The organism is Amycolatopsis sp. cmx-4-83 (assembly GCF_046548815.1).
Lineage (GTDB): Bacteria > Actinomycetota > Actinomycetes > Mycobacteriales > Pseudonocardiaceae > Amycolatopsis > Amycolatopsis pretoriensis_A.
Map to the genome: position 1 here is coordinate 196,957 of NZ_JAEBEF010000017.1, position 22,531 is coordinate 219,487.

Consider the following 22,531-nt stretch of genomic DNA (forward strand, 5'->3'; position numbering starts at 1 on the left):
CTCCTGCTTCAGCGCTCGAGCTTGGGGATGGTGGTGGCGGCCGGCGCCTCGGCGGCGGGGGCCGCGGCGGTCCGCAGCTCCTCGATCCGCTCGGCCAGCGCGGCCACCGTGGAGGATTCGAACAGCGTCTTCATGGCCAGCCGGGCGCCGGTGGTCTTGCGGACCTGGGCGATGAGCTGGATGGCGACCAGCGAGTTGCCGCCGAGGGCGAAGAAGTCGTCGTCGACGCCGACGCGCTCGACGCCGAGCACCTCGGCCCACTGCCGGGCGATCTCGGCTTCGAGGTCGGTCCGCGGGGCGACGTAGTCGTCCTGGGCCGTCGGCTGGACGGTTTCGGCGACCTCTTCGGTTTCTTCCAGCGCTTCGGCGGTGACCCGGCGGGCGAACAGGTCGCGCACCGGGCGGGTGCTGATCACCACCTGGCCGCCGAGCCCCGGCGTCAGCGCCCGGAGGAACGCCTCGGCGCCGTCGACCGGCCGGATCCCGCTGGAGTCCACAGTGGACCTGGCCACCGGCGCCGTGAGCCCGCCGCTGACCGCGCCCTCGTCGACCTGGCGGAGCACGAAGTCCTCGATCTCGACGAGCACGCGGCCGTCGTCGCCGCACAGCGTCAGGTCGGCGGCGATGACCTGGTCACCGCCGGAGTCGCGGTAGCGCAGGTGGCTGTGGAAGCTCGCCGGGAGCACGTCGTGCACGACCACCCGGCCGTAGCTCATCGGCAGGTACGTGCCGCTCCCCCGGCCGCGGCCGAACGCGGTCGCGACGTCGAGCAGCGCCGGGTGCAGCCCCCAGCCGGTGTCGAAGACCGGCGCGACGAGCGAGGCCAGCTCCTCGTGCGCGCCGACGTGGTGGGTGCGCAGCGCGGCCCACCGCGGGCCGAAGGTGACCATGCTGGTCCGGCCGGTGCCGAACGCGTTGCCGTCGTCGAGCACGCTCGTCCGGTCCCGCACCGCGTCGAGGTCCACAGTGGACGCCGTGGGCGCCGGCACCCAGCCCGCGGAACCCCGGACGTGCGTCTTCGTCACGCCACCCGCGCGGCTGGTCACCGCGAACCCGTCACCGTCGAAGCCGACCCGGTACTCCGCGACCGTGCCCTCGGGCACCGAGAACGGTTCGAGGAAGGCGACATCGCGCAGTTCGACGACGTGGCCGTCGCCGGGCTTCGGCAGCGCCGCCTCGACGGCCGCCCGCACGGTTTCCAGGTGCCCGGTGCCGGGCACGACCGGGACGCCGGCGATCCGGTGCTCGTCGAGCAGCCAGTGCGCGGCCGCCGAGACCAGGCCGTGGCAGTCCTCGCCGGTGCGCGTGCTGAGCACCGGGTGCGCGATCGGGCCGTCCGCCTTCGTGCGGGTGGACCGGATCGTCGCCGGCGCGGCCACTTCGGCGGCCATACCGACCTCGTCCCAGCCACCCCAGTTGTGCGAGACGACCCGGGCCCGCCAGCCGTGGTCGCCGCGCGCGTAGGCGTCGAGGAAGTTGTTGGCCGCGCAGTAGTCGACCTGCCCGAAGTCGCCGGAGACCGCGGTGACCGACGAGCACAGGGCCACGAAGTCCATCGGCAAATCGGCGAACGCCGAGGCCAGCGCCAGGGTGCCGCCGATCTTCGGGGCCAGCACCGCTTCCGCGGCCGCCCGCTCCTTGACCTCCGCGACGCCGCCGCCGGGCAGGCCGGCCGCGTGCACGATGCCGTCCAGCCCGCCGAACTCGGCTTCGGCCAGCTCGCGGACCCGCCGCAGGGCGGCCGGGTCGGTCACGTCGGCGGCGACCACGAGCACCACCGCCCCGGCGGCCTCCATCCGCCGGATCGCGCGGATCGCGCGCCCGGTCCGGTCGGTTCCGTCATGGGCGTCCCACTCCTCGCGCGGCGGCAGGCCGCTGCGGGTCAGCAGGATGAGCTTCGCGCGCACGCGCAGGGCGAAGTCCTCGGCGAGGGTGACGCCGATGCCGCCGGTGCCCCCGGTGATCAGGTACCGGCCGCCGTCGCGCAGCACCGGCGCCGCTTCGGGCACGGTGAGCTGCGTGTGCTCCAGGACCCAGCGCCGGCCCCGCCGCAGGGCGACCTCGGCTTCGGTGCCGGCCGCGCGGAACAGCTCGGCGACGACGTCCTCGGTCACGGCCTCGACGTCGATCCGCCGCACGAGCGTGCCGGGGACTTCCAGGGGCAGTACCCGCGCGATGCCCGCCAGGGTCGCGTGTTCGGGCCGGGTGAGGTCGGTGCCGGTGACGTCCGCGGTGCCGGTGCTCAGCACGTCGATCCGGACCGGCTCGCCCCAGGCCTGGACCAGGTTGAGCACGCTGAAGAACCCGCGCTCCTGGGCGGCCATCCCGGTTTCGGTGCCGTCGAGGGCCCACGCGTGGACCACCCGCTCGGGGCGGTCGCCGAGGGCGGCGACCAGTTCGTCGTAGTCCTCGCGCACCCCGGGCCGGACGGTGAAGCCGCGCTCGGTCGTCGTGAAGGCGTCGCCGGGACGGACCTCGGTGACCGCGACCCCGGCGTCCCGCAGCAGGTCCGCGAGGACGTCGTCGCCGACGAACGCGAGGCAGGACGCGAACGGCTCGCGCCGCAGTTCCGGACCCGCCTGCCGCCAGGACGGGACCGCGAACCACTCGTCGAGCGGCAGCGGCCCGCTCGGCTGTGCGAGCTCGGCCAGTGTCCCCTTCGGATCGGGGTCGACCCAGTACCGCTTGCGCGCGTAGGGGTAGCCGGGCAGCGGCACGCGGTGGCCGTCCGTCGTGAGGTCGACCGACACCCCGTGTGTCCACAACAGACCGGCCGCGGCGTACAGCGTTTCGACGTCGCCCTCGCGGTCGCTGCGGCCGGGCAGGCTCGGCTGCGGCGCGGGCGAGCCCTTCGGCACCTGGCCACGGGCGAGGCCGGCCAGCTGGTGGCCGGGGCCGCACTCGACGAGCGCCCACCGCTCGCCGCCGCCGGCCAGCGTCCGCACGCAGTCGCCGAACCGGACCGCCCGGCGCAGGTGCGCGGCCCAGTACGCGGGATCGGTGGCCTGCTCGGCGGTGATCCAGCCGCCGGTCAGGTTCGAGAGGAACGGCAGCGACGGCGCCGACCGCGGCACCGCGGCGACGGCCTCGGTGAACTCCGCCAGGATCGGGTCCATCATCGGCGAGTGGAAGGCGTGCGAGGTCACCAGTTCCCGGCACTGCACGTCGCTCGACTTCAGCAGTGACGCGAAGTCCGCGACGGCACCGGACGGCCCGGCGACGACGCACGTCCCCGGCCCGTTGACCCCGGCGATCGAAAGCCCTTCCGGCAGCCGTTTCGCGACGGATTCCTCGTCGAGCTGGACGGCGAGCATCGCGCCGGCGGGCATCGCCTGCATCAGCTCGCCGCGCCGCACGACCAGCCGCATCGCGTCGGCGAGGGTGAACACCCCGGCCACGGTCGCAGCCACGTACTCGCCGACCGAGTGCCCGATCATCGCGCCCGGCCGCACGCCCCAGCTCCGCCACAGCCGGGCCAGCGCGTACTCGACGGCGAACAGCGCGGGCTGCGTGTAGCGCGTCTCCTTCAGCTCGGCGTCCCCGCCGCGGCCGAGCACCAGCTCTTTCAGGCCGGGAAGACCGGACAGCTCGCAGCATTCGTCGAACGCCGTCGCGAAGACCGGCTCGCTGCGGTACAGCTCGGCGCCCATCCCCGCGTACTGCGATCCCTGCCCGGAGAACAGGAACGCCACCTTGAGCTCACCGGCCTGGGCCGTGGCGAGCCGGCGGGGGTCGCGCAGGCCGTCGACCGCGTCTTCGGAGTCGCGGGCGACGACGACCGCGCGGTGCGGGTACTCGGTCCGCCCGGCGGCGAGGGTGTGCGCGACGTCGGCCAGGTCGAGGTCGACGTCGCCGGCCAGCCGGTCGGCGAGCCGCTCGACCGCGGTGGCGAGCGTTTCCGGCGTCTTCGCCGACACCCGCAGCAGGTGCGCCGGGCGCGGACGGCGGTGCCGCCGCGGCGCGGGTGCCTCTTCCAGCACCAGGTGGGCGTTGGTGCCGCCGACGCCGAAGGAGCTCACGCCCGCCCGGCGCGGGGTGTCGGCGGCTTCCCACTTGGTCACGGTGGTCGCCGGGTGGAACGGGCTCCGGGGGAAGTCGATGCCCGGGTTGGCTTCTTCGTAGTTGATGGTCGGCGGGATGAGGCCGTGTTCCATCGCCAGCACGGTCTTGATCAGCGCCACGACACCGGCGGCCTGGGACAGGTGGCCGATGTTCGACTTCACCGAGCCGATCGCGCACCAGCCGGTGTCCGGGACGCCGTGGCCGTACACAGTGGACAGCGAGGTGATCTCGATCGGGTCGCCCAGCGCCGTTCCGGTGCCGTGGGCCTCGACGTAGCCGATCGTGCGCGGGTTGACCCCGGCCATGCCGACCGCCTGCGCGATGGCCTCGGTCTGCCCGGCGACGCTGGGCGCGGAGAAGCCGACCTTCGTGGCGCCGTCGTTGTTGATCGCGTTGCCGAGCACGACCGCGCGGATGTGGTCGCCGTCCTCCAGCGCCTGGGAGAGCCGCTTGACCAGGACGACGCCGACGCCGCTGCTCCACACCGTGCCGTTGGCGCCGGCGTCGAACGCGCGCACGTGCCCGTCCGGCGAGGTGAAGCCCTCGACGCCCATGTACCCGATGCCGTGCGGCATCTCCAGGTTCACGCCGCCGGCCAGCGCGAGGTCGCACTCGCCGTTGCGCAGCGCCTCGCACGCCAGGTGCACCGCGACCAGCGACGTCGAGCACGCCGTGTGGATCGCGAGGCTCGGGCCGCGCAGGTTCAGCTTGTAGGACACCGACGTGGTCAGGTAGCTGGGCTGGTTGCCGGTGGACATCCCGATGCCGCCGTGCTGCGAGGCCAGCACACGCTCGTTGCGCAGCAGGTTTTCGATCAGGTAGCCGGTCCGCCCGGTGCCGCCGTAGACGCCGATCGCGCCGCCGTAGCGGGCCGGGTCGTAGCCGCCGTCGGTCAGCGCCGAATGGCACGCCTCGAGGAAGACCCGGTGCTGCGGGTCGGTGATCTCGGCTTCGCGGCTGGTCATCCCGAACAGGTCGGCGTCGAACTCGTCGAAGCCGTCGACCACGGTCGTCGCGTTGACCCAGCTGGGATCGTCCAAAGTGGCCGGGTCGGCGCCCCGGGCGAGCAGTTCTTCCCGGGTGGCGGGCTTGATGGACTCGACGCCGTCGACGAGGTTGCGCCAGAACTGCCGGAGGTCACCGGCGCCGGGGACACGGGCGGCCATGCCGACGATGGCGATGGGTTCGGCGCCCGGTTCGAGGTCGTTCGTCACTGGTGTCGCTCCTGTTCGTGGCCGGTTGTGCCGGCACTGCGGCGGGGTCTTCTGGACGGGGTGCGCCCCCGGCGGGCGGCGACCCGCTCGGCGGCCCTGGCGAGTTCCGGGCTGGGCGCGGCCCCCGCGTGGAGGTGGGTGGCGAGGGCGCGGACGGTGGGGTGGGTGAACAGGTCGACCATCGGGATGCGGCGGCCGAGCCGGGCGGTGACCTCGGCGTGCACCTTCGCCAGGGCGAGCGAATGCCCGCCGACGTCGAAGAAGTTGTCGGTCACCCGGACGGCGTCGAGGCCGAGCACTTCCCGCCAGGTGGCGGCGATCAGCGCCTCGGTCGCCGCCAGCGCGGCCGGGTCGACGACCGGTGCCGGCTCGGCTTTCGGCCGCGCGGCCGCTTCCGGTGCGGCCGTGCGGACCGAGGCCCGCGGGAGTTCCGGCGCGCACGCCCCGGCCGGCCGGTCCGGCTCGGCGGCCAGCGCCGCGAGGAGCGCGGTGAAGTCCTCGGCGAGCGCCGCCACCCGGGCCGCGTCGAACAGGTCCGGGTTGTACAGCAGCTCGACGCCGTGCCCGAGGACGTAGACGGTCAGGTCGAACGGCGAACCGGGCTTCTCGACCGGCACCCACGTTCCCCGCAGCCCGGGCAGGTCGAGCCGGGGTTCGGTGAAGTTGAGGACGTTCACCATCACCTGCACCAGCGGCGCTCGCGAAGGATCGCGGGGTACGCCGAGCGCGCCGACGAGCCGGTCGATCGGCGCCGCCGGGTGCGCGGTGGCGGCCAGCAGCTCCTCGCCGCCGCGCCGGACGAGCGTGGTGAAGTCCGCGTCCGCGGCGCGCAGCCGCACCGGGACGATGTCCACGAAGAACCCGGCGACGTCCTGGGTTTCGGCCAGCTGCCGGTCCGCGACGACGGTGGCGACCAGGTGGTCGTCCCCGCCGGTGAGCCGGTGCAGCAGCTGCCCGAACGCGGCGAGCACCACGCCCGCGCGGGTGGTTCCGGTGCGGGTGGCCAGCGCTGCGACGGCCTCGGCGACGCCGTCGGGGAAGGTCTGGTGGTGCGTCGCGCCGCGGTAGGTCTGGACGGCCGGGCGCGGCCGGTCCCGCGGGAGGTCCACTGTGGACGGCGCGCCCGCGAGGTGCTCGGTCCACCAGGCGAGGTCGACGGCTTCGCGACGGCCGTCGCGCTCGGCGCGCCACACCGCGTAGTCCGCATAGGACACCGGCAGCGGCGGCAGGGGTTCGCCGCGGTAGGCCGCGGCGAGGTCCGCGCAGAGCAGTTCCTGCGACCAGCCGTCGAACACGGCGTGGTGCAGTGTGAAGCCGAGCACGTGGTCCTCGGGCCCCAGCTCGTAGAGCCGCACGCGCCACGGCGCTTCGCGGTCGAGCCGGACCGGTGCCGCCGCGTCGGCGGCCAGCCGCTCACCGACGGCGGCTTCGGTCAGCGGGCGCACCGGCAGCTCGACGTCGGCCGGGGGCAGGCAGTCCGCCCGCGGGACGCCGTCGACCGGCCGGATCCGCCAGCGCAGCACGTCGTGCCGTTCGGCGACCGCGCGAAGGGCCGCGCGCAGCGCGCCGACGTCGAGCGGTCCGGTCAGCCGGAACGCCATCGCGATGTTGTACGGCGCCGCGTCCGGGGCGAGCTGGTCGAGGAACCACAGCCGCCGCTGGGGCGGGGACAGCGCGGGCGCGTGACCGGTGGTCAAGCCCGGGCCGGTGAGCGGGGCGGCCGCGGCCACCCGCCGCGTCAGCTCCTCGAGCGTCCGCCCCGCGAAAACGTCCTCGACGGACACATCGGCGGCGAGGTCCTTCCGGAGGGCCGCCACCAGCCGCATCGCCGCGATCGAGTCGCCACCGGACAGCAGGAAGTCGGGTCCGGCACCGGCCCCCAGCACCCGCCGCCACACCTCGGCGACCGGCGAGCCGCCCAGGTCACCGACCGGTGCCTCTTCGGCGAGCGCCCGCAACGCGGGCCGGTCGACCTTCCCGGTGACGGGGTTGACCGGCAGCACGTCCAGCCGCCGGACGACGGCCGGGCGCATCGCCTCGGTGAGCCGCTCCCCCGCGTACGCGTGCAGGTCCACATCGGACGGTGCCGACGCCGGGCTGAGGAACGCGACCAGCCGGGTGCCGCCCGGACCGGGCACGGCTTCGACGGCGACGGCACCGACGTCCGGGTGCGCGCCCAGCGCGGCCTCGACTTCGCCGAGTTCGATGCGCTGTCCGCGGATCTTCACCTGCCGGTCGGCGCGGCCGGCGAACTCCAGCCTGCCGTCGAGGCGGAGCCGGGCCAGGTCGCCGGTGCGGTAGAGCCGCTCCCCCGGCGTGAACGGGTCCTCGACGAACTTCCGCGCGGTCAGCTCCGGGCTGCCGAGGTAGCCCGCGGCGAGCCCGGGCCCGCCGATGACCAGTTCGCCGACCTCACCCGGCGCGACGGGCCGCAGTTCGCCGTCGACGACGTGGGCGCGGTGCCACGGCGTCGGCGTCCCCAGCGGCAGCGGGTCGGCGGGCACGCCGGTCACCTCGTCGGTGACCACGACGACGGTGGTCTCGGTCGGGCCGTAGACGTGGAAGAACCGGCGCCCGGGCAGCCAGCGGGCGGCCAGTTCGGCGGGCACCGGCTCGCCGCCGCAGGCCACGGCCCGCCAGCCGGGTACGTCGGCGGGGTCGAGCAGCGACAGCAGCGTCGGGGTGATGAAGCCCCAGTTCACGTCGTGCTCGACGACGAACCGGCGCAGCCGTTCCGGGTCCGCCCGGTCGGCCGTCCCGGCCAGCTGCACCGAGCCGCCGACCGCCAGCGGCACGAAGACGTCCATCGTGAAGGCGTCGAACCCCAGCGAGGAGATGCCGAGCGTGCGGGTGCCGGGGCCGACGCCGAGCCGGCCGGCGAACCCGGTGACGAACGCGACGACGTTGCGGTGGCTGGTGAGCACGCCCTTGGGCCGTCCGGTCGAGCCGGAGGTGTAGAGCACGTGCGCGGTCGTGTCCGGCGTGGCCGGGCAGGTGCCGGGCGCGGCGGGCGGCGGGACGCCGATCCCCGTTCCCGCACCGAATTCGGCGACCGCGGCGTCGCCGACGACGACGGACACCCCGGCGTCGGCGGCGATCCCCGTCAGCCGGGCACGTGGCCCGCCCGGGTCGAGCGGGACGTAGGCGCCGCCCGACAGCAGCACTCCGAGCACCGTGCTCACGAGGGCGGGCGTCCGGTGGGCGCACACCCCGACCCGGCTTCCCGGGCCTGCCCCGCGTTCGCGCAGGGCGGCCGCGACGCCCCAGGCCGCGGCGACGAGCTCAGCGTAGGTGAGCCGGGTGGTGCCCTGCCGCACGGCGAGCGCGTCCGGCGTCTTCTCCGCCTGCGCCAGGACCAGGCCGGCGACCGTGGTGTCCGGAAAGGACGGCGGCGGGCCGTGCGTGCCCGCGACGGGCAGCGTGTCGGTCACGAAGAACTCCCCAGTTCGGTCCGGCCGCGGTGGCGGCCGGGTGGTGGTGCGTGCGGCTCACGGGTGGTGTCCCGGAACCGGCGGGTCGATCCAGAACCTGCCGCGCTGGAACGGATAGCCGGGTAGCGGCACCCGGCCCGGCTCCGCGCCGTCGTGGCGGGCGGTCCAGTCGACGTCGGCGCCGCCGGTCCAGCGGAGGGCCAGCTCCCTGGCCGCGCCCGGCGGGCCGGCGACGTCGCCGGCCTCGGCCAGCAGGGTGTCGAGGGCCTCGACGGCTTCCTCGGCGGTCGAAGCGACCACGGCCGCGCGGCTGGCGAACTCCCGGCGGCCGACGGCGAGGGTGTAAGCGGCGTCGGCGAGGTCCGGCGGGTCGGCCGCGAGCCGGTCACGCACCGCGGACAGCGCTTCCCGCAACGCTTGCGGGTCGCGCGCCGAGATCGGCAGGACGTGCGGGCCCTCGGCGGTCACGCGCGGGCCCGGCGCCGGTGCTTCTTCGACGACGACGTGGACGTTGGTCCCGCCCATGCCGAACGCGCTGACCCCCGCCACCCGGCGGGGCGCGTCGGGCCAGTCGGTCGCCTTGACCGGCACGAAGCACGGGCCGCCGGCCAGGTCGACCTCCGGGTGCGGCGCGGTGAAGTGCAGGTTCGGCGGGATCACGCCGTGGCGCACCGCAAGCACGGCCTTGATCAGCCCGGCCACGCCGGCGGCCGCGTCCAGGTGCCCGATGTTCGTCTTGACCGAACCGAGCGCGCACGTCCCGGGCGGGACGTCGCGGTACACCCGGTTGAGCGCGGCGACCTCGATCGCGTCGCCCAGCGGGGTGCCGCTGCCGTGCGCTTCGATCAGGCCCACGTCGGCCGGATCGACCTCGGCGACGGCGAGCGCCTCGGCGATCGCGGCCGCCTGGCCCGCCGGGCTCGGCACGGCGTACCCGGCGCGGTCGGCGCCGTCGTTGGTCATCGCCCAGCCGGGCAGCACGGCGTGGATGTGGTCGCGGTCGGCGAGCGCGTCCGACAGCCGCCGCAGCACGACGACCCCGGCGCCGGACCCGAAGCCGGCCCCGTCCGCGGCCACGTCGAACGAGCGGCAGCGGCCGTCCGCCGAGGCCATTCCGCCCGCGCGGTACCGCGGCCACGTCACGCTCACGCCTCCGGCGATCGCCAGGTCGCAGCGGTATTCGGCGAGGCTCTGCGCGGCCAGGCCGACCGCGGCGAGCGAGCTGGAGCAGGCACTTTGGACGGCGAGCGCGGGCCCGGTCAGCCCGAGCCGGTAGGCGACCTGGCCGGGCAGGTGGTCGGTGAGCTGGCGCCCGAGCAGCCGGCCTTCCCAGTCGTCCGGGTCGACGTCGCCGGTCACCGCCGGGTTCCCGAAGAGGTGGAAGAGGAAGTACCGGTTGACCCCGGCGGAGGTGAACACCCCGACCGGGCCGTGTTCCCGCGCCGGGTCGCGGCCCGCGTCCTCCAGCGCCCGCCACGCCGTCTCCAGGAACAGGCGGTGCTGCGGGTCGGTGCGCGCCGCTTCCTCCGCGGTGAACCCGAAGAACCCGGCGTCGAAGTCTTCGACCCCGTCGAGGCGGCCGCCGGCCCGCACGTGCGCGGGGTCGGCGCGCAGGCCGGGCCCGATGCCGAGCGCGGCCAGCTCGTCGTCGGCGTAGTCGTGGATCGCGTCGACGCCCGCGCAGAGGTTCCACCAGAACGCGTCCGCGTCCGGCGCGCCGGGGAACCGGCAGGCGAGGCCGACGACGGCGATCAGGTCGCTGCCCGGCTCGTCGTCGTCCGGCTCGGCCACCGCGGTGCGCGGACCGTCCGAAGCAGCCGGTTCCAGGTAGGCGGCCTGCGCCGCGACCGTCGGGTGCTCCAGCAGGCCGAGCAGCGGGACGTCCGCGCCGGACGCCGCGGCCAGCCGCTGCTGGACCCGGCCCAGCAGCAGCGAGTGCCCGCCGACGTCGAAGAAGGCGTCGTCGACGCCGAACCCGTCGTGGCCCAGCACCGCGGCCCAGATCGCGTGCACCCGCCGTTGCGCCGCGGTCATCGGCCCGGCCTCGACGGGCGCGGCCGGGCGCGGGTCCGGAAGAGCTTCCTCGTCCAGCTTCCCGGTGACCGTGAGCGGGAAAGCCGGGACGGCGACGACCGCGGCGGGCACCGAATGCGCGGGCAGCACGTCGGCCAGTGCGGCCCGCCACGCCGTCACGTCCGGTTCCCCGGCCGGCACGACGTAGGCGAGCAGCTCGCCGTCCCGCACGATCGCGCGCGCTTCGGCGACGCCGGGCTGTTCGCCGAGGCGGGCCTCGACCTCGGTCAGCTCGACGCGGAACCCGCGTACCTTGACCTGCCGGTCGAGCCGGCCGAGGCAGACCAGGGTGCCGTCCGGCCGGACCTCGCCGAGGTCGCCGGTGCGGTAGCTGCGGACGCCGCCGGCCGTGGTGCCGAACGCTGGGCCCGGCTGGTCGAAGTAGCCGTCGACCAGGTACTCGCCGCTGACTTCGAGTTCGCCGCCGTCGAGCACGGTGAGCGCGTAGCCGGGCAGCGCGGTGCCGATCGGCAGCGGGCCGGTGGCGTCGGCCGGGACGTCGGCGGCGGTCAGCCGGTACTGCGCGGCGAAGGTCACCTCGGTCGCGCCGTACCCGTTGACGTACACGCAATCCGCGGCGAAGCGGCCGCGGCGGACGTCGGCGTAGGTCGCCTGCTCACCACCCAGCAGGACGGTCCGCACCGCGGGCAGGTCGCCCTCGAGCGCGTCGAGGAGGTAGCGGTAGACCGTCGGCGTCGAGTGGTAGACGGTGACCTGGTGCCGGGCGAGTTCGCGCGCGGCGTGGGCCACGCCGTGGGCGCGCACGTCCACCGGCACCACGGCGGCGCCGGTCAGCAGCGCCGGGTAGAGGTCCGGGATCGCCGCGTCGAAGCCGAAGGAAGCCAGCAGGCTGAGCCGGTCGGCGGCGGTGACGGCGAGCGTCGCGATCTGGTTGTCCACCACGTGCAGCAGGTTGCGGTGGGTCTGCGCGACCGCCTTCGGCGTGCCGGTGGAGCCGGAGGTGAACAGCACGTAGGCCGGCGCGGCCGGGTCCGGGTCGGGCACCGGCAGCGGCGCGGTGTCCGCACCGGACCGGACGACCCGCGCGGAAGCGTTGCGGCACAACGCTTCCGCGAGGTCGCCGTGCTCGGGGACGGTGAGCACGGCCGACACGCGGGCCGCCGCGACCTGGTGGGCGAGGCGGTCCCGCGGGAACGTCGGGTCGAGCGGAACGTACGCGCAGCCCGCGGCCAGGGTGCCGAGGATCGCGGCGATCGCGGCGGTCCCGTGCCCGGTGAGCAGGCCGACGAACTCACCCGGCCGGACGCCGGCGTCGAGCAGCCGGGCGGCGTGCCCGCCGGCCAGCTCCGCCAGCCGCGCGTAGCTGACCACCGAGTCGTGCTCGACCACGGCGATCCGGTCGGGTGACTGCCGCGCGATTCCCGCGAAACGTCTGATGCAGCCGTCTTGCGTCATCGCCGGGTATCGGCTCCCGACGGCGAATGGGCGCGCGGAAACCACGGCGGTGACGTCGACTTCATCTCACTCCCCAGTGCGATTCATGGTGAAGAATCACGCAAGGTTAAGGCTCAAGACGCCGCAGGGGGATACGCAATCCGCAGAGTTCAGCCGAATGACCTATCGATCCTGGACCAGACGCACGAGTTCGCCACGCGATCCATGATCGAACCCGGCCCACCCGCCACTGTGGACACCCGATCCACTACTGCACGTGACCACCGGCGAATTGTTCCCTTTGCCGGTCGGATATTCACCGACAATCCATTTCACGAAATCGATCCAGAATCGAGCAGCCGCGCGACGCGGGCCGCGGTGTCCACACTGGACTGCGGGTTCTGGCCCGTGACGAGGTTCGCCTCGGCGACGACCGTGCTCGACCACGGCGCGCCCGGCGTCACGGCGGCACCCTGCTCACGCAGCCGCGCCTCGACGAAGAACGGCGTCCGCTCCCCCAGGCCGCCCTGGCGTTCTTCGTCGTCGCTGAAGGAAGTCATCACGCGCCCGGCGAAGGCGAACGTCCCGTCGTCCCGGCGGGCGGCGAGGAGCCCGGCGACGCCGTGGCACAGCGCCGCGACGAGCTTGCCCGCGTCGTCCGCGGCGACCAGCAGCCGCCCGAGCGCGGGATCGGTGGCCAGGTCGGCCATCGGCCCGTGCCCGCCGGGCAGGTAGAGCGCGTCGTAGCCGTCGACGGTCGCGTCGGCCAGCTTCAGCGGCGCGGCCAGGTCGTCGAGCGCGTCGAGGTACGCGCGGTACTTCGCGCCGGCCACGGGGTCGACGCCGCCGCGCTCGTCGAAGCTGACCGGGTCGGCGACCGGCTGCCGCCCCTCCGGGGTGGCGACGTCGACGCGGTGCCCGGCCTCGGTGAGCACCCGGTGCGACTCGGCGACCTCCTCGGCCCAGAAGCCGGTCGGGTGGTCGGTGCCGTCGGCGAGGCGCAGCCGGCCGGCGGCCGAAACGATCATCAGGATCCGTGCCATGTCGGGGTTTTCCTTGTCCGCGGGACCCGGTGCCCCGCACGCCGGGGTCAACCGCGCGAGCCCGGCCGGTAGTCCGCCGCGGCCGGTACCATCCATAACGGTGCTTATGGAAGGTGGCTTGCGTGCCAAGTCTGGATCTGCTCAGCACGTTCGTCGCGGTCTACCGCCGCGGCTCGCTCTCGGCCGCCGCGGCGGAGCTGGGCCTGACCCAGCCCGCCGTCACCGGCCAGCTGTCGAGGCTGGAGAAGGAGCTGGGCGAGCCGCTGTTCACCCGGTCCCGCCACGGCGCCGCGCCGACTGCCCGCGCGGTCGAGCTGGCCGCGCGCGTCGGCACCCGGATCGACGAACTGCGGGGCGCGCTCACGCCCGGCCCGGACGACGCCGTCCCGCTCGGCAAGGTCGCGCTCGGCGGCGCGAGCGACGCGATGGCGACCCGGGTGCTGCCCGCGCTCACCCCGCTGGTCACGCGCGGGCTCCAGCTCACCGTGACACTCGGCCTCGCCGAGGAACTGCTGGCCGCGCTCACCGCGGCCCGCCTCGACCTCGTCGTCTCGTCGGTGCGGCCGCGCGACCGCGCGCTGACCGCGACCCCGATGATCGACGAAGAGTTCGTCCTGGTCGCCGCCCCGGCCCTGGCCCGCGGCGTCGACCCGGCCCGGCTGGCGGCCGACCCGATCGGCGCGCTGGCGGCGTTGCCGCTCGTGGCCTACGCCGAGGAGCTGCCGATCATCCGCCGCTACTGGCGCAGCGAGTTCGGCAGGCGCCCGCCGAACCGGGTCGCGGTGGTGGTCCCGGACCTGCGCGCGGTCCTGGCGGTGGTGATCGCGGGCGCGGGCGCGACGGTCCTGCCCCGCTACCTCGCGGCGGCGGCGCTGGAGGCGGGCTCGGTCGAGCTGGTCCACGAGCCCGAGACCCCACCGCTCAACACCTGGTACCTGGTCACCCGCACGACGCCGCCCCGCCCGGCGGTGAGCCTGGTGCGCGACCGCCTGCTCCAGCGCGCCCAAGCCTGGGGCTCGCTCTAGCGGGCTCCCGCCGCGCTCACTCCCCGCCGCGCGCGGCTCAGCCCGCGTTGGCCAGGAGGTCTCCGCCCGCCGGGGCGCTCTGCATCAGGCACGCGTGGCACGGCATGCCGCGCAGCCCGTCGAGCACCTCGGCCTCGCCGGGGAAGATCGCCTCGCCGCACAGCGCCGTCAGGTGCCCCGGGACCGGGCCCGCCGGGACGGGGATCAGGTGGCAGACGCGTCTGCTTTCGCCCACGACGCCTCGGCGAAGCCGCACCAGCGCGAGCATCCCACCGTTCTCACCCATAGCCGAACGGTAGGCCGAACGGCCGATCACGGCTTCGTGCCCGCGACCCAATGATCTCCGCCACCGGTGGTCCGCGGCACCAAAGTCACGCCGCGGCCAGCACGGCTGCCCCGAGCCGGCGGCACAGGTTGAGCGCCAGCTCGACGTCGAGCCGTCCCTCGCCGAGCCCGCGCGGCAGCAGCTCCTGCGCCTTGCGGACGCGGTACTGGACGGAGTTCTTGTGCATCGTCAGCTCGGCCGCCGACGCGGTGTAGCTGCCGCCGGAAGCGAGGAACACCCGCAGCGTCTCGCGCAGCCGCCCGCAGTTCTCGTCGTCGGCCGACAGCGGCCCGAGCGTGCTCGCGACCCACAGGCGCGCCGCGTTGAGGTCGCTCGTCATCAGCGCGACCGTGCCGACTTCCCGGAACGTCAGGACGCGGTCGCAGTGTTCGCCGGCGGCCAGGGCCAGCGCGTGCACCCGGCGGGCCTGCTGGTGGGTGTCGCGGAAGCCGTCGACGCCGGTGCCGGGGTCGCCGACGGTCACCCGCACGCCCGGATCGGCGTCCGCGAGGGCCGCGTCGAGGTCTTCCCGCCGGACCGCCTCGACCGGCAGCCACGCCCACGCGCCGGCTTCGTCGCGGGGCACGAACAGCGGGCGGCCCGCACCACCGGCGCGTTCGAGCACCGCGCCCGCGACCGATTCCAGGTGCGACAGCACGTCGTGGGCTTCGGACGCGTGCCAGACGACCAGCCCGACGTGCGTGCCGCGCAGCCGGTAGCCGATCACCGCCTCGGCGGCGTCGACGTCGGGCGGGCCGCCGTTCTCGCTGAGCAGGTCCAGCACCTTGGCCGCCCGCGCGGCGCTCCGGTTGAGCAGCCACCGGTCGCGTTCGTCCTGGTAGACGCCGACGAGCTGGCGGACCACCCGGGTGATGAACTCGTAGGCGACCTTCAGCAGCCGGCGCATCATGGCGCCGAGCAGCGCCGCGTCGTCGACGACCCGGATGCACTCCTGGAACCCGAAGTCGAGCATCGCGGCCTGGCCGAGGTCGTACGCGCGGATCAGGTCGAACACCGGCGTGCCGCGCTGCGCCAGCCGCCGCGCGTACTCCATCGCCGCGGCCGGCGGCTCGACGGTCGCCGGGTCGATGCCGTGCCGGAAGATCTGCAGCGCGGTCTCGATGTTCTGGTAGACGCTCGCCGACAGCAGGCTCACCATGCGCTCGTCGTCGTTGACCAGCTGCGGCAGGTCGGCCGCGTACAGCTGGATCAGTTCGCCGGTGAGTTCGTCCGCGCGGCCCGCCAGTGCGGCGGCCATCTGCCGGATGCGCTCCGAGACGACTTCTTCGTCCACCATGGAGCCACTCTACGGGGTATGGATCAAGCTATTCGAGGAACACGTCGATCAAGTCGAACGTCGCATCGGGAGCCTGCAGCGCCGGCATGTGCCCGGCGCCCGGGACGACCTCGAACCGGGCGTCGGCGAACGCGGCCGCGTAGGCCTTGCCGAAGGCCGGCGGGACGACGGTGTCGTCCTCGCCCCAGATGAGCAGCGCCGGGATCCGGACCCGCGCCAGGCGGCGCAACAGTTTCGGATCGGCCAGGCCGGGGCCGGCGTAGGTCCGCAGCGCCTCCAGGTCGGCCGGGTTCGGCCCCGGCGCGCCGGGCGGCGGCTGCGGCGCACCGGCCGGCGGCTGCGGCATCCGCACGGGGACGCCGTCGACCTCGGGACCGATGGCGTCGAGCAGCACGAGCTTGCCGAGCCGCCGCCCCCGGTCGCGGACGGCCAGCTCGGCCGCGACCCAGCCGCCGAAGGAGCTGGCCACCACGGTGACGTCCGTGAGGTCTTCGTCCTCGAGCAGTTCGAGGTAGGCCAGCGCGAGGTCGTCGACGCCGGTGCACCAGTCGGGGCGCGGGGTGCCCGACCAGCCCGGGTGCGTCGGGGCGAGCACCCGGGCGCGCGGCGCGAAGTGCTCGACGATCGAGGTGACGCCGCGGGGTCCGGCGCCGCCGTGCAGCACCAGCACCGTCCGGTCGCCGGCACCGGTGTCGAGAAGGTCGAAGGTCATGGTGGTCCCTTTCGTCAGCGGTGGGCGGCGAACCGGGTCATCTGCTCGACCATCGCGGCGGGCGCGCCGGGGGCGAAGCAGGCTTCGAGGTTGTCCGCCGAGTCCCGGGCGGCGGCTTCCGCACGGGGGAACATCGCGGCTTCGTAGGCCGAGAGAGCGCTTTCGACGTCGTCGTGCCCGGCCAGCGCGAGGGCCAGTTCGGCGGCGTCGAGCATGGCGAGGTTCGCGCCCTCGCCGGCGAAGGGTGACATCACGTGTGCGGCATCGCCCAGAAGTGTCACACCCGGGACGCGCGCCCAGCGGTGCCCGACCGGCAGGGCGTGGATCGGCCGCGGGATCAGGGCACCGTCGCTTTCCGCGATGAGCGCCCGGAGCCCGGCGTCGAAGTCCGCGAAGACCTCGAGCAACCGGTCCCGCTCGGCGAAGTCCGCGACCGCGGCGGGATCCGCGGTCTCGACGGCGGCGTACACCCGGATCCACCCGCCGCCGGTGCGCTGGGCGATCAGCCCCTTCCCCGCGGCGAGCGCGAACATCGACCCGGCGCCGACCAGCGCCGCCACCGCCGGGTGCCGGTCGTCCACATCGGACAGCCGGGCCTCCACGAAGGACAGCCCGGAGTAGCGCGGCACGGCGTCCGACAGCAGCGGGCGGACCTTCGACCACGCGCCGTCCGCGCCGACCACCAGATCGGCTTCGACGACTTCGCCGGTGTCCAGGGTGAGCCGCCCGGGCGCCACCGCGGTCACCTTGGCACCCCAGCGGACCACTCCGTCCGGCAGCGATTCGACGAGGATCCGCTTGAGGGCACCGCGGTCGATCTCGGGCCGGGTGCCCCCGCTGTCTTCGGCGGCCTCTTCGAACCGGACGACGCCGTGGCGGTCGAGGATCCGCAGGGCTTCGCCTTCTTCCCGGGCGAGGGCCCGGAATCCGTCGAGCAGGCCGGCTTCGGCCAGGGCACGCAGCCCGGATTCTTCGTGCAGGTCGAGCGTGCCGCCCTGGTCGCGGGCGGTGGGCGTGGCGTCCAGTTCGTACACCGTCGCGGCGATGCCGCGGGTGTGCAGGACGCGGGCCAGGGTGAGCCCACCCAGGCCGCCGCCGGTGATGGCGATCGCGGGCATCAGGACTCCTCGGGTTCGGGGCGCGGGGTGGCGAGCGCGCCGTTGAGCAGCGCGTCGAACGCCCACCTCGTGCGGCGGGGGCCGGGGCCGGACACCAGGTCGGCGGCCAGCGCGGCGATGTGCGGGTGGGTCCGCGGCGACGCCGTCGCCACCGACTCGACCAGGACGTCGTGCTCGCGGGCGGCACCGGGTTTCTCCCGGCGGCTGCCGTGCTCGACGGCGGCCGCGGTGGCGCTCAGCAGCAGCGCGTCGACCGCCCACGCCGCCTGCCCCGGTGCCATGCCGCCTTCGTCGAGCAGCGCGAGCACGCGCTCGACGAGCGTGAAGTAGTTCGGCCCGCTCAGCCGCGTCACCAGCGCGACGCGGGCCAGGCTGGGGTGCGCGAACAGCACCGCCCGGTAGGAGTCCAGCACCGCCCACAGGCGTTCGCGCCAGTCCCCCTCCCCGCCGAGGTCGACCTCGGCGAGCAGCTCGTCGAGCACCGCGGCGTGCAGTTCCTCGGTGTCCTTGACGTAGACGTAGAGCGACGCGGCCCCGGTGTCGAGCTCCTTGGCGAGCCGTCGCATGGTGACGCGCTCGACGCCTTCGGCGCGCATCAGCGCGACCGCTGTCGCCACGATGCCGTCCCGCGTCAACGCCGGCTTCGCCGGGCGCTCCCGCCGGTTGTACGTGCTGTCCGGTGCCATGCCACCACCATAGCGAACATGTTCGTGACGAACGTGTTCGGGTGTGCCACGTCACCGTCAGGGTACGGTTCGAGTCCTCAGAATTTTCTCAGAACAATGTTCAGGGTCAATGGTTCGGAAACATTCCCGAAACACCGGAGCGGACCACTCCGCAAACTGGTCTGGACCACTGGATCAAGATCACCCGGACGGCGGTTTTACGTTGCCTGCGGCCGGAAACTCCAGTGAATACCATTACTTAAATGTGCTTAACCGACCTTAGGACCTTGTGACGAGTCACTGACGGACGGTATATCTGGGCGCGTACCGAATTCGCAGCGGCCGGTCCCTCCCCCGGCCGGTTCGATGCCGCCCAGCACCGACACCGGAGGCACCATGCACCGCCTGGACCCGGCCCGCGAGCACGTCATCGGGCTGTACCGCATCGTCATCGGCTTCTTGTTCGCCTGCCACGGCCTCAAGACCCTGTTCGGCCTGTTCGGCGCGAAGGCCCCCACGGCCGTCGGCGCCTGGCCGGGCTGGTGGGCCGCGCTCATCCAGCTCGTCTGCGGCGTGCTCGTCTGCGTCGGCTTCGGCACCCGGGTCGCCGCCGTGCTCGGCTCCGGCTCGATGGCCTACGCGTACTTCTCCTCGCACGCCCCGGACGGCCTGTTCCCGATCCAGAACGGCGGCGAAGCGGCGACGCTGTTCTGCTGGTCGCTGCTCATCGTCGCGTTCGTGGGCCCCGGCCGCTTCGCGCTCGGCAACCTCGCGACGCGACAGCGGGAAGCACAGCCGGACCGGACCAGCGTCACCGCCTGACGAAGGGAGGGCTCGGCGGCGCCCGCTCCACCGGTGCGCCGCCGGGTTCGCCTAGCGGGAGATGCCCACGCCGCTGCGGGCGTCCGGGCCGTACTTCGCCAGCTCGCCCGCGAGGTCCAGCCGGCCGATGGCCGCGCTCTTCGCGCGGTCCGCGTCGGTCAGCAGCTCGCGCGGGATGATCCAGACCACCTCGAACTCGATGCCGCTGGGGTCCTTGGCGTACAGCGACTTCGTGGTGCCGTGGTCCGACGACCCGACCAGCGCGCCTGCCTCGCGGAGCCGGCCCGCGATCCGCTCGAGGTCGCCGAGGGTGTCGACCTCCCACGCGAGGTGGTAGAGCCCCACCGACGTCTGGCCCGCGCCGGAATCCTCGGCGTGCGCGCCGATCTCGAAGAGGCCGAGGTCGTGGTCGTTGGTCGAGCCGGGGGCGCGCAGGAAGGCCGCGCCGCGGTGGGCGTCGCCGCCGTCGATGTAGCCGAAACCCAGCACGTCCCGGTAGAAAGCGACGCTCTCCGCCAGGTTCCGGACGTAGAGCACGGCGTGGTTCAGGCGAAAGATCGACATCGGGACTCCCGCACGCGGTACGTAATCGATTGAAGTTTCAACTTCAGGCTACCACGGACCACTCTCGGTAGGTGTCGTGACCGACCGGGCGACAAACCTTCGACACCGGATCGAGGCCCTGGTCAGGCGCCCCGGCGGTTCGTAGGGTGGATCCACCGCAGGACACCGTGTCAGCTGTCCCGCGGGCGGCGGGGCCCCGGGTCCGACCTTTCCCCGAAGCCAAGTCCGGGGCACCGCCGCGCCTCCCCGGCCGATCGCGCCGCCTTCCCGTCGCCAGTCCTTCGTACCCGGCTCCTGACGCGCACAGTTACCTTAGCCCTAAGCTAGACTTCTTAGCGCTAAGCAATTTGACGCAGAGGAGTCCCCATGCGCATCACCGTGTTCGGCGCGGCCGGCAACGTCGGCCGCCGCGTCGTCGCCGAAGCCGTCGCCCGAGGTCACGAAGTCACCGCCGTCGCCCGCGATCCTCGGCGCGCCGAGGATCTGCCGGTCCCCGTCCGCCCGGGCGACGCCGCGAACCCCGACGACGTCGCCGCGCTCGGCCGGGGCCAGGACCTCGTGATCACGGCGACCCGCCCCGCACCCGGCCGGGAACACGAGCTGGTCGAAGCGACCCGGGGCCTGCTCAAAGGTCTCGCCGGCACCGGCATCCGGCTGCTGGCCGTCGGCGGCGCGGCGAGCCTGCTCACCCCCGCCGGCACGACGGTGCTCGAAGACCCGGGTTTCCCCGCCGAGTTGCGCCCGATCGCCGCGGCATGCCAGGCGCAGCACGACGAATACCGGACCGACACCGCCGTCGACTGGACCTACGCCAGCCCGCCCGCACTCCTGGAACCGGGCGAACGGACCGGCCACTACCGCCTCGGCGGCGACGAACTGCTCGTCGACTCCGACGGCCGGTCGGCGATCTCGATGGAGGACTTCGCGGTCGCGTTGCTGGACGAAGCGGAACGGCCGCGCCACCACCGGACCCGGTTCACCGTCGCGAACTGATTTACATACATACATCATGTATGTAACCTGACCGCATGACGCAACGGAGCGAAACCCTGGGTCAGGAGCACCGCGTCCGGCTGCCCGCCGGCGAGGTGCGGTACTTCGAGCGGGGCTCCGGCGCCCCGGTGGTGTTCGTCCACGGGGTGCTGACGAACGCGGAACTCTGGCGGAAAGTCGTCCCCGACATCGCCGCGGCCGGGTTCCGGTGCCTGGCGCCCGACCTGCCGCTCGGCGCGCACGACCTGCCGATGCGCGCGGACGCCGACCTGTCCCCCACCGGGAACGCCGACGTCATCGCCGGCTTCCTCGAGGTGCTCGACCTCCGCGACGTCACGCTCGTCGCGAACGACACCGGCGGCGCGCTGACGCAGATCGTGCTCAGCCGCCGTCCGGAGCGGGTCGGGCGCGTGGTGCTCACGCCGTCCGACTGCTTCGAGTACTTCTTCCCGCCGATCTTCAAGGCGCTGCCGCCGATCGCGCGGATCCCGGGGTCGATGGCCGTGCTGGGGCAGCTGCTGCGGATCCGCGCGCTGTACCGGCTTCCGCTGCTGTTCGGCTGGGTGACCAAGCGGCCGCTGCCGGACGCGGTCGCGCAGGCCTACCTCGGGCAGCTGCGGAAGTCGGCCGGGGTGCGGCGGGACCTGCGCAAGCTGCTCCGGGAAGTCCATCCGCGGCACACCCTGGCCGCGGCCGAAAAGCTGCGGACCTTCGACCGGCCGGTGCTCCTGGCTTGGGCGGCCGAGGACAAGCTGTTCCCGATCCGGCTCGCGCACCGGCTCGCCGCGCTGCTGCCGGACGCGAAACTCGTCGAGGTGCCCGACTCCTACACGTTCATCTCCGAGGACCAGCCCGCCGTGCTGGCCCGCCACGTCGTCGAGTTCGCGGTTGCCGTGGCAGATTAGGCGGGTGCGACGTACCCAGCAGGACCGTTCCGCCGGCACGAAGGCCGCCTTGGTCACCGCCGCGCGCGAGCTGTTCGCCAGCCGTGGCTACCAGGCCGTGCCGGCGGACGAGATCACCCGCGCCGCCGGCGTCACCCGGGGCGCGCTGTACCACCACTACGCCGACAAGCAGGGCCTGTTCCGCGCCGTCGTCGAGGAGCTCGAGCGCGAGCTGACCCAAGAGGTCGAAGCCGCGTTCGCCGGTGCCGCGGACCCGCTGACCGGCATGCTGCAGGGCCTGGGCGTCTTCCTCGACGCCTGCCTGCGCGAAGAGGTCCGCCGCATCTCGCTCACCGACGCCCCGGCCGTGCTGGGCTGGGAGGTCTGGCGCGAGATCGAGGCGGAGTACGGCCTCGGCCTGCTCGTCACCGTGCTGGAGCAGGCCAGGGCGGACGGGCTGATCGTCGAGCAGCCCGTCCGCGCCCTGGCCCAGCTCGTGCTCAGCGCGGTGATGGAGGCGGCGCGGATGATCGCCGCGGCGGCCGACCCCGCGACGACCCGCGCCGAGGTCCAGCAGGTACTGGGCGGCTGGCTCGGGAGCCTGCTGCGGACCTAGCTGTGATGTCCGGGGAAGTTGGTCAGCCGGGTGACCGGCGGCTTGCCGCCGGTTGAGCTGTGGGGTCGGTGGTGATTGTAAAAGTGCAGTCAGCCCGGTAGCGCTGCTCGGCGTTGCTGCTCGCAGGGACAGAAGCGGGCGTAGGCCCATCCCTCGGTCAGTGTCCGGTGGAACCGTTCGATGCTCCTATATTCGTCAAGCGGCATGGGGGTGCGGTGGTTGTGAGTGGGGTGTTGTTCGAGGAAGGTTGGCGTAGATTTCGCGGGCGATGTAGCGCTTGAGGCAGCGGATG

The 22,531-nt window shown here is 73.9% G+C and carries 15 protein-coding genes and 1 pseudogene; 5 read left to right on the plus strand and 11 right to left on the minus strand.

The window, feature by feature from the left end:
- Positions 1-8: 8 nt before the first annotated feature.
- The 4 genes from ACLJQM_RS41705 to ACLJQM_RS41720 all read right to left on the minus strand — a co-directional run bounded on the left by ACLJQM_RS41705 (position 9) and on the right by ACLJQM_RS41720 (position 13,218).
- Positions 9-5,276, minus strand: coding sequence for an SDR family NAD(P)-dependent oxidoreductase (locus tag ACLJQM_RS41705; protein WP_410635851.1), 5,268 nt, complete (start codon positions 5,274-5,276; stop codon positions 9-11).
- On the minus strand, positions 5,273-8,707 hold the full coding sequence (locus ACLJQM_RS41710; RefSeq protein ID WP_410635852.1) for an amino acid adenylation domain-containing protein: 3,435 nt from the start codon (positions 8,705-8,707) through the stop codon (positions 5,273-5,275). The genes ACLJQM_RS41705 and ACLJQM_RS41710 overlap by 4 nt, the downstream gene beginning before the upstream one ends.
- 57 nt (positions 8,708-8,764) lie before the next feature.
- Positions 8,765-12,196: a beta-ketoacyl synthase N-terminal-like domain-containing protein gene (locus ACLJQM_RS41715; protein ID WP_410635854.1), complete on the minus strand. Its 3,432-nt coding sequence runs from the start codon at positions 12,194-12,196 to the stop codon at positions 8,765-8,767.
- A 311-nt stretch (positions 12,197-12,507) separates the two neighbouring features.
- Positions 12,508-13,218 (minus strand): type 1 glutamine amidotransferase domain-containing protein, encoded by a 711-nt coding sequence (locus ACLJQM_RS41720; RefSeq protein ID WP_410635855.1) that lies wholly within the window; start codon positions 13,216-13,218, stop codon positions 12,508-12,510.
- A 122-nt stretch (positions 13,219-13,340) separates the two neighbouring features.
- Between ACLJQM_RS41720 and ACLJQM_RS41725 the strand changes: the two genes are divergently transcribed.
- A complete protein-coding gene (locus ACLJQM_RS41725) occupies positions 13,341-14,243 on the plus strand; it encodes a LysR family transcriptional regulator (protein WP_410635856.1) in 903 nt (300 codons plus the stop codon).
- A gap of 37 nt (positions 14,244-14,280) precedes the next feature.
- Here the strand turns inward: ACLJQM_RS41725 and ACLJQM_RS41730 are convergent, their stop codons facing one another.
- The 5 genes from ACLJQM_RS41730 to ACLJQM_RS41750 all read right to left on the minus strand — a co-directional run bounded on the left by ACLJQM_RS41730 (position 14,281) and on the right by ACLJQM_RS41750 (position 18,381).
- Positions 14,281-14,529, minus strand: a complete 249-nt coding sequence (locus tag ACLJQM_RS41730; RefSeq protein WP_410635858.1) for a hypothetical protein — start codon at positions 14,527-14,529, stop codon at positions 14,281-14,283.
- 85 nt (positions 14,530-14,614) lie between these two features.
- Positions 14,615-15,865 carry a PucR family transcriptional regulator gene (locus ACLJQM_RS41735; protein ID WP_360770747.1) on the minus strand — a complete coding sequence of 417 codons (1,251 nt, stop codon included), beginning with the start codon at positions 15,863-15,865 and terminating at the stop codon, positions 14,615-14,617.
- 28 nt (positions 15,866-15,893) lie between these two features.
- Positions 15,894-16,577: an alpha/beta fold hydrolase gene (locus ACLJQM_RS41740; protein WP_247023048.1), complete on the minus strand. Its 684-nt coding sequence runs from the start codon at positions 16,575-16,577 to the stop codon at positions 15,894-15,896.
- A gap of 14 nt (positions 16,578-16,591) precedes the next feature.
- Positions 16,592-17,695 (minus strand): FAD-dependent oxidoreductase, encoded by a 1,104-nt coding sequence (locus ACLJQM_RS41745; RefSeq protein WP_410635860.1) that lies wholly within the window; start codon positions 17,693-17,695, stop codon positions 16,592-16,594.
- The gene (locus tag ACLJQM_RS41750; protein WP_360770740.1) at positions 17,695-18,381 is read right to left on the minus strand and encodes a TetR/AcrR family transcriptional regulator; all 687 of its coding nucleotides are present in this window, start codon (positions 18,379-18,381) and stop codon (positions 17,695-17,697) included. The genes ACLJQM_RS41745 and ACLJQM_RS41750 overlap by 1 nt, the downstream gene beginning before the upstream one ends.
- Positions 18,382-18,756: 375 nt before the next feature.
- Between ACLJQM_RS41750 and ACLJQM_RS41755 the strand changes: the two genes are divergently transcribed.
- The gene (locus ACLJQM_RS41755) at positions 18,757-19,182 is read left to right on the plus strand and encodes a DoxX family protein (protein WP_360770737.1); all 426 of its coding nucleotides are present in this window, start codon (positions 18,757-18,759) and stop codon (positions 19,180-19,182) included.
- A 51-nt stretch (positions 19,183-19,233) separates the two neighbouring features.
- On the opposite strand, the gene ACLJQM_RS41760 is transcribed toward ACLJQM_RS41755, so the two are convergent.
- Positions 19,234-19,746, minus strand: coding sequence for a VOC family protein (locus ACLJQM_RS41760; RefSeq protein WP_247023045.1), 513 nt, complete (start codon positions 19,744-19,746; stop codon positions 19,234-19,236).
- A 366-nt stretch (positions 19,747-20,112) separates the two neighbouring features.
- Between ACLJQM_RS41760 and ACLJQM_RS41765 the strand changes: the two genes are divergently transcribed.
- The 3 genes from ACLJQM_RS41765 to ACLJQM_RS41775 are packed head-to-tail and all read left to right on the plus strand — an operon-like array spanning position 20,113 to position 22,239.
- The gene (locus ACLJQM_RS41765; RefSeq protein ID WP_410635862.1) at positions 20,113-20,739 is read left to right on the plus strand and encodes an NAD(P)-dependent oxidoreductase; all 627 of its coding nucleotides are present in this window, start codon (positions 20,113-20,115) and stop codon (positions 20,737-20,739) included.
- A 35-nt stretch (positions 20,740-20,774) separates the two neighbouring features.
- Complete coding sequence (locus ACLJQM_RS41770) at positions 20,775-21,644, plus strand: alpha/beta fold hydrolase (RefSeq protein WP_410635863.1); 870 nt, start codon at positions 20,775-20,777, stop codon at positions 21,642-21,644.
- Between the two features lie 4 nt (positions 21,645-21,648).
- Positions 21,649-22,239, plus strand: a complete 591-nt coding sequence (locus ACLJQM_RS41775) for a TetR/AcrR family transcriptional regulator (RefSeq protein WP_410635864.1) — start codon at positions 21,649-21,651, stop codon at positions 22,237-22,239.
- On the opposite strand, the pseudogene ACLJQM_RS41780 reads toward ACLJQM_RS41775, so the two are convergent.
- A pseudogene (locus ACLJQM_RS41780) lies at positions 22,236-22,343 on the minus strand (IS481 family transposase); the annotation flags it as partial. The gene ACLJQM_RS41775 and the pseudogene ACLJQM_RS41780 sit on opposite strands and share 4 nt — an antisense overlap.
- Positions 22,344-22,531 lie beyond the last annotated feature (188 nt).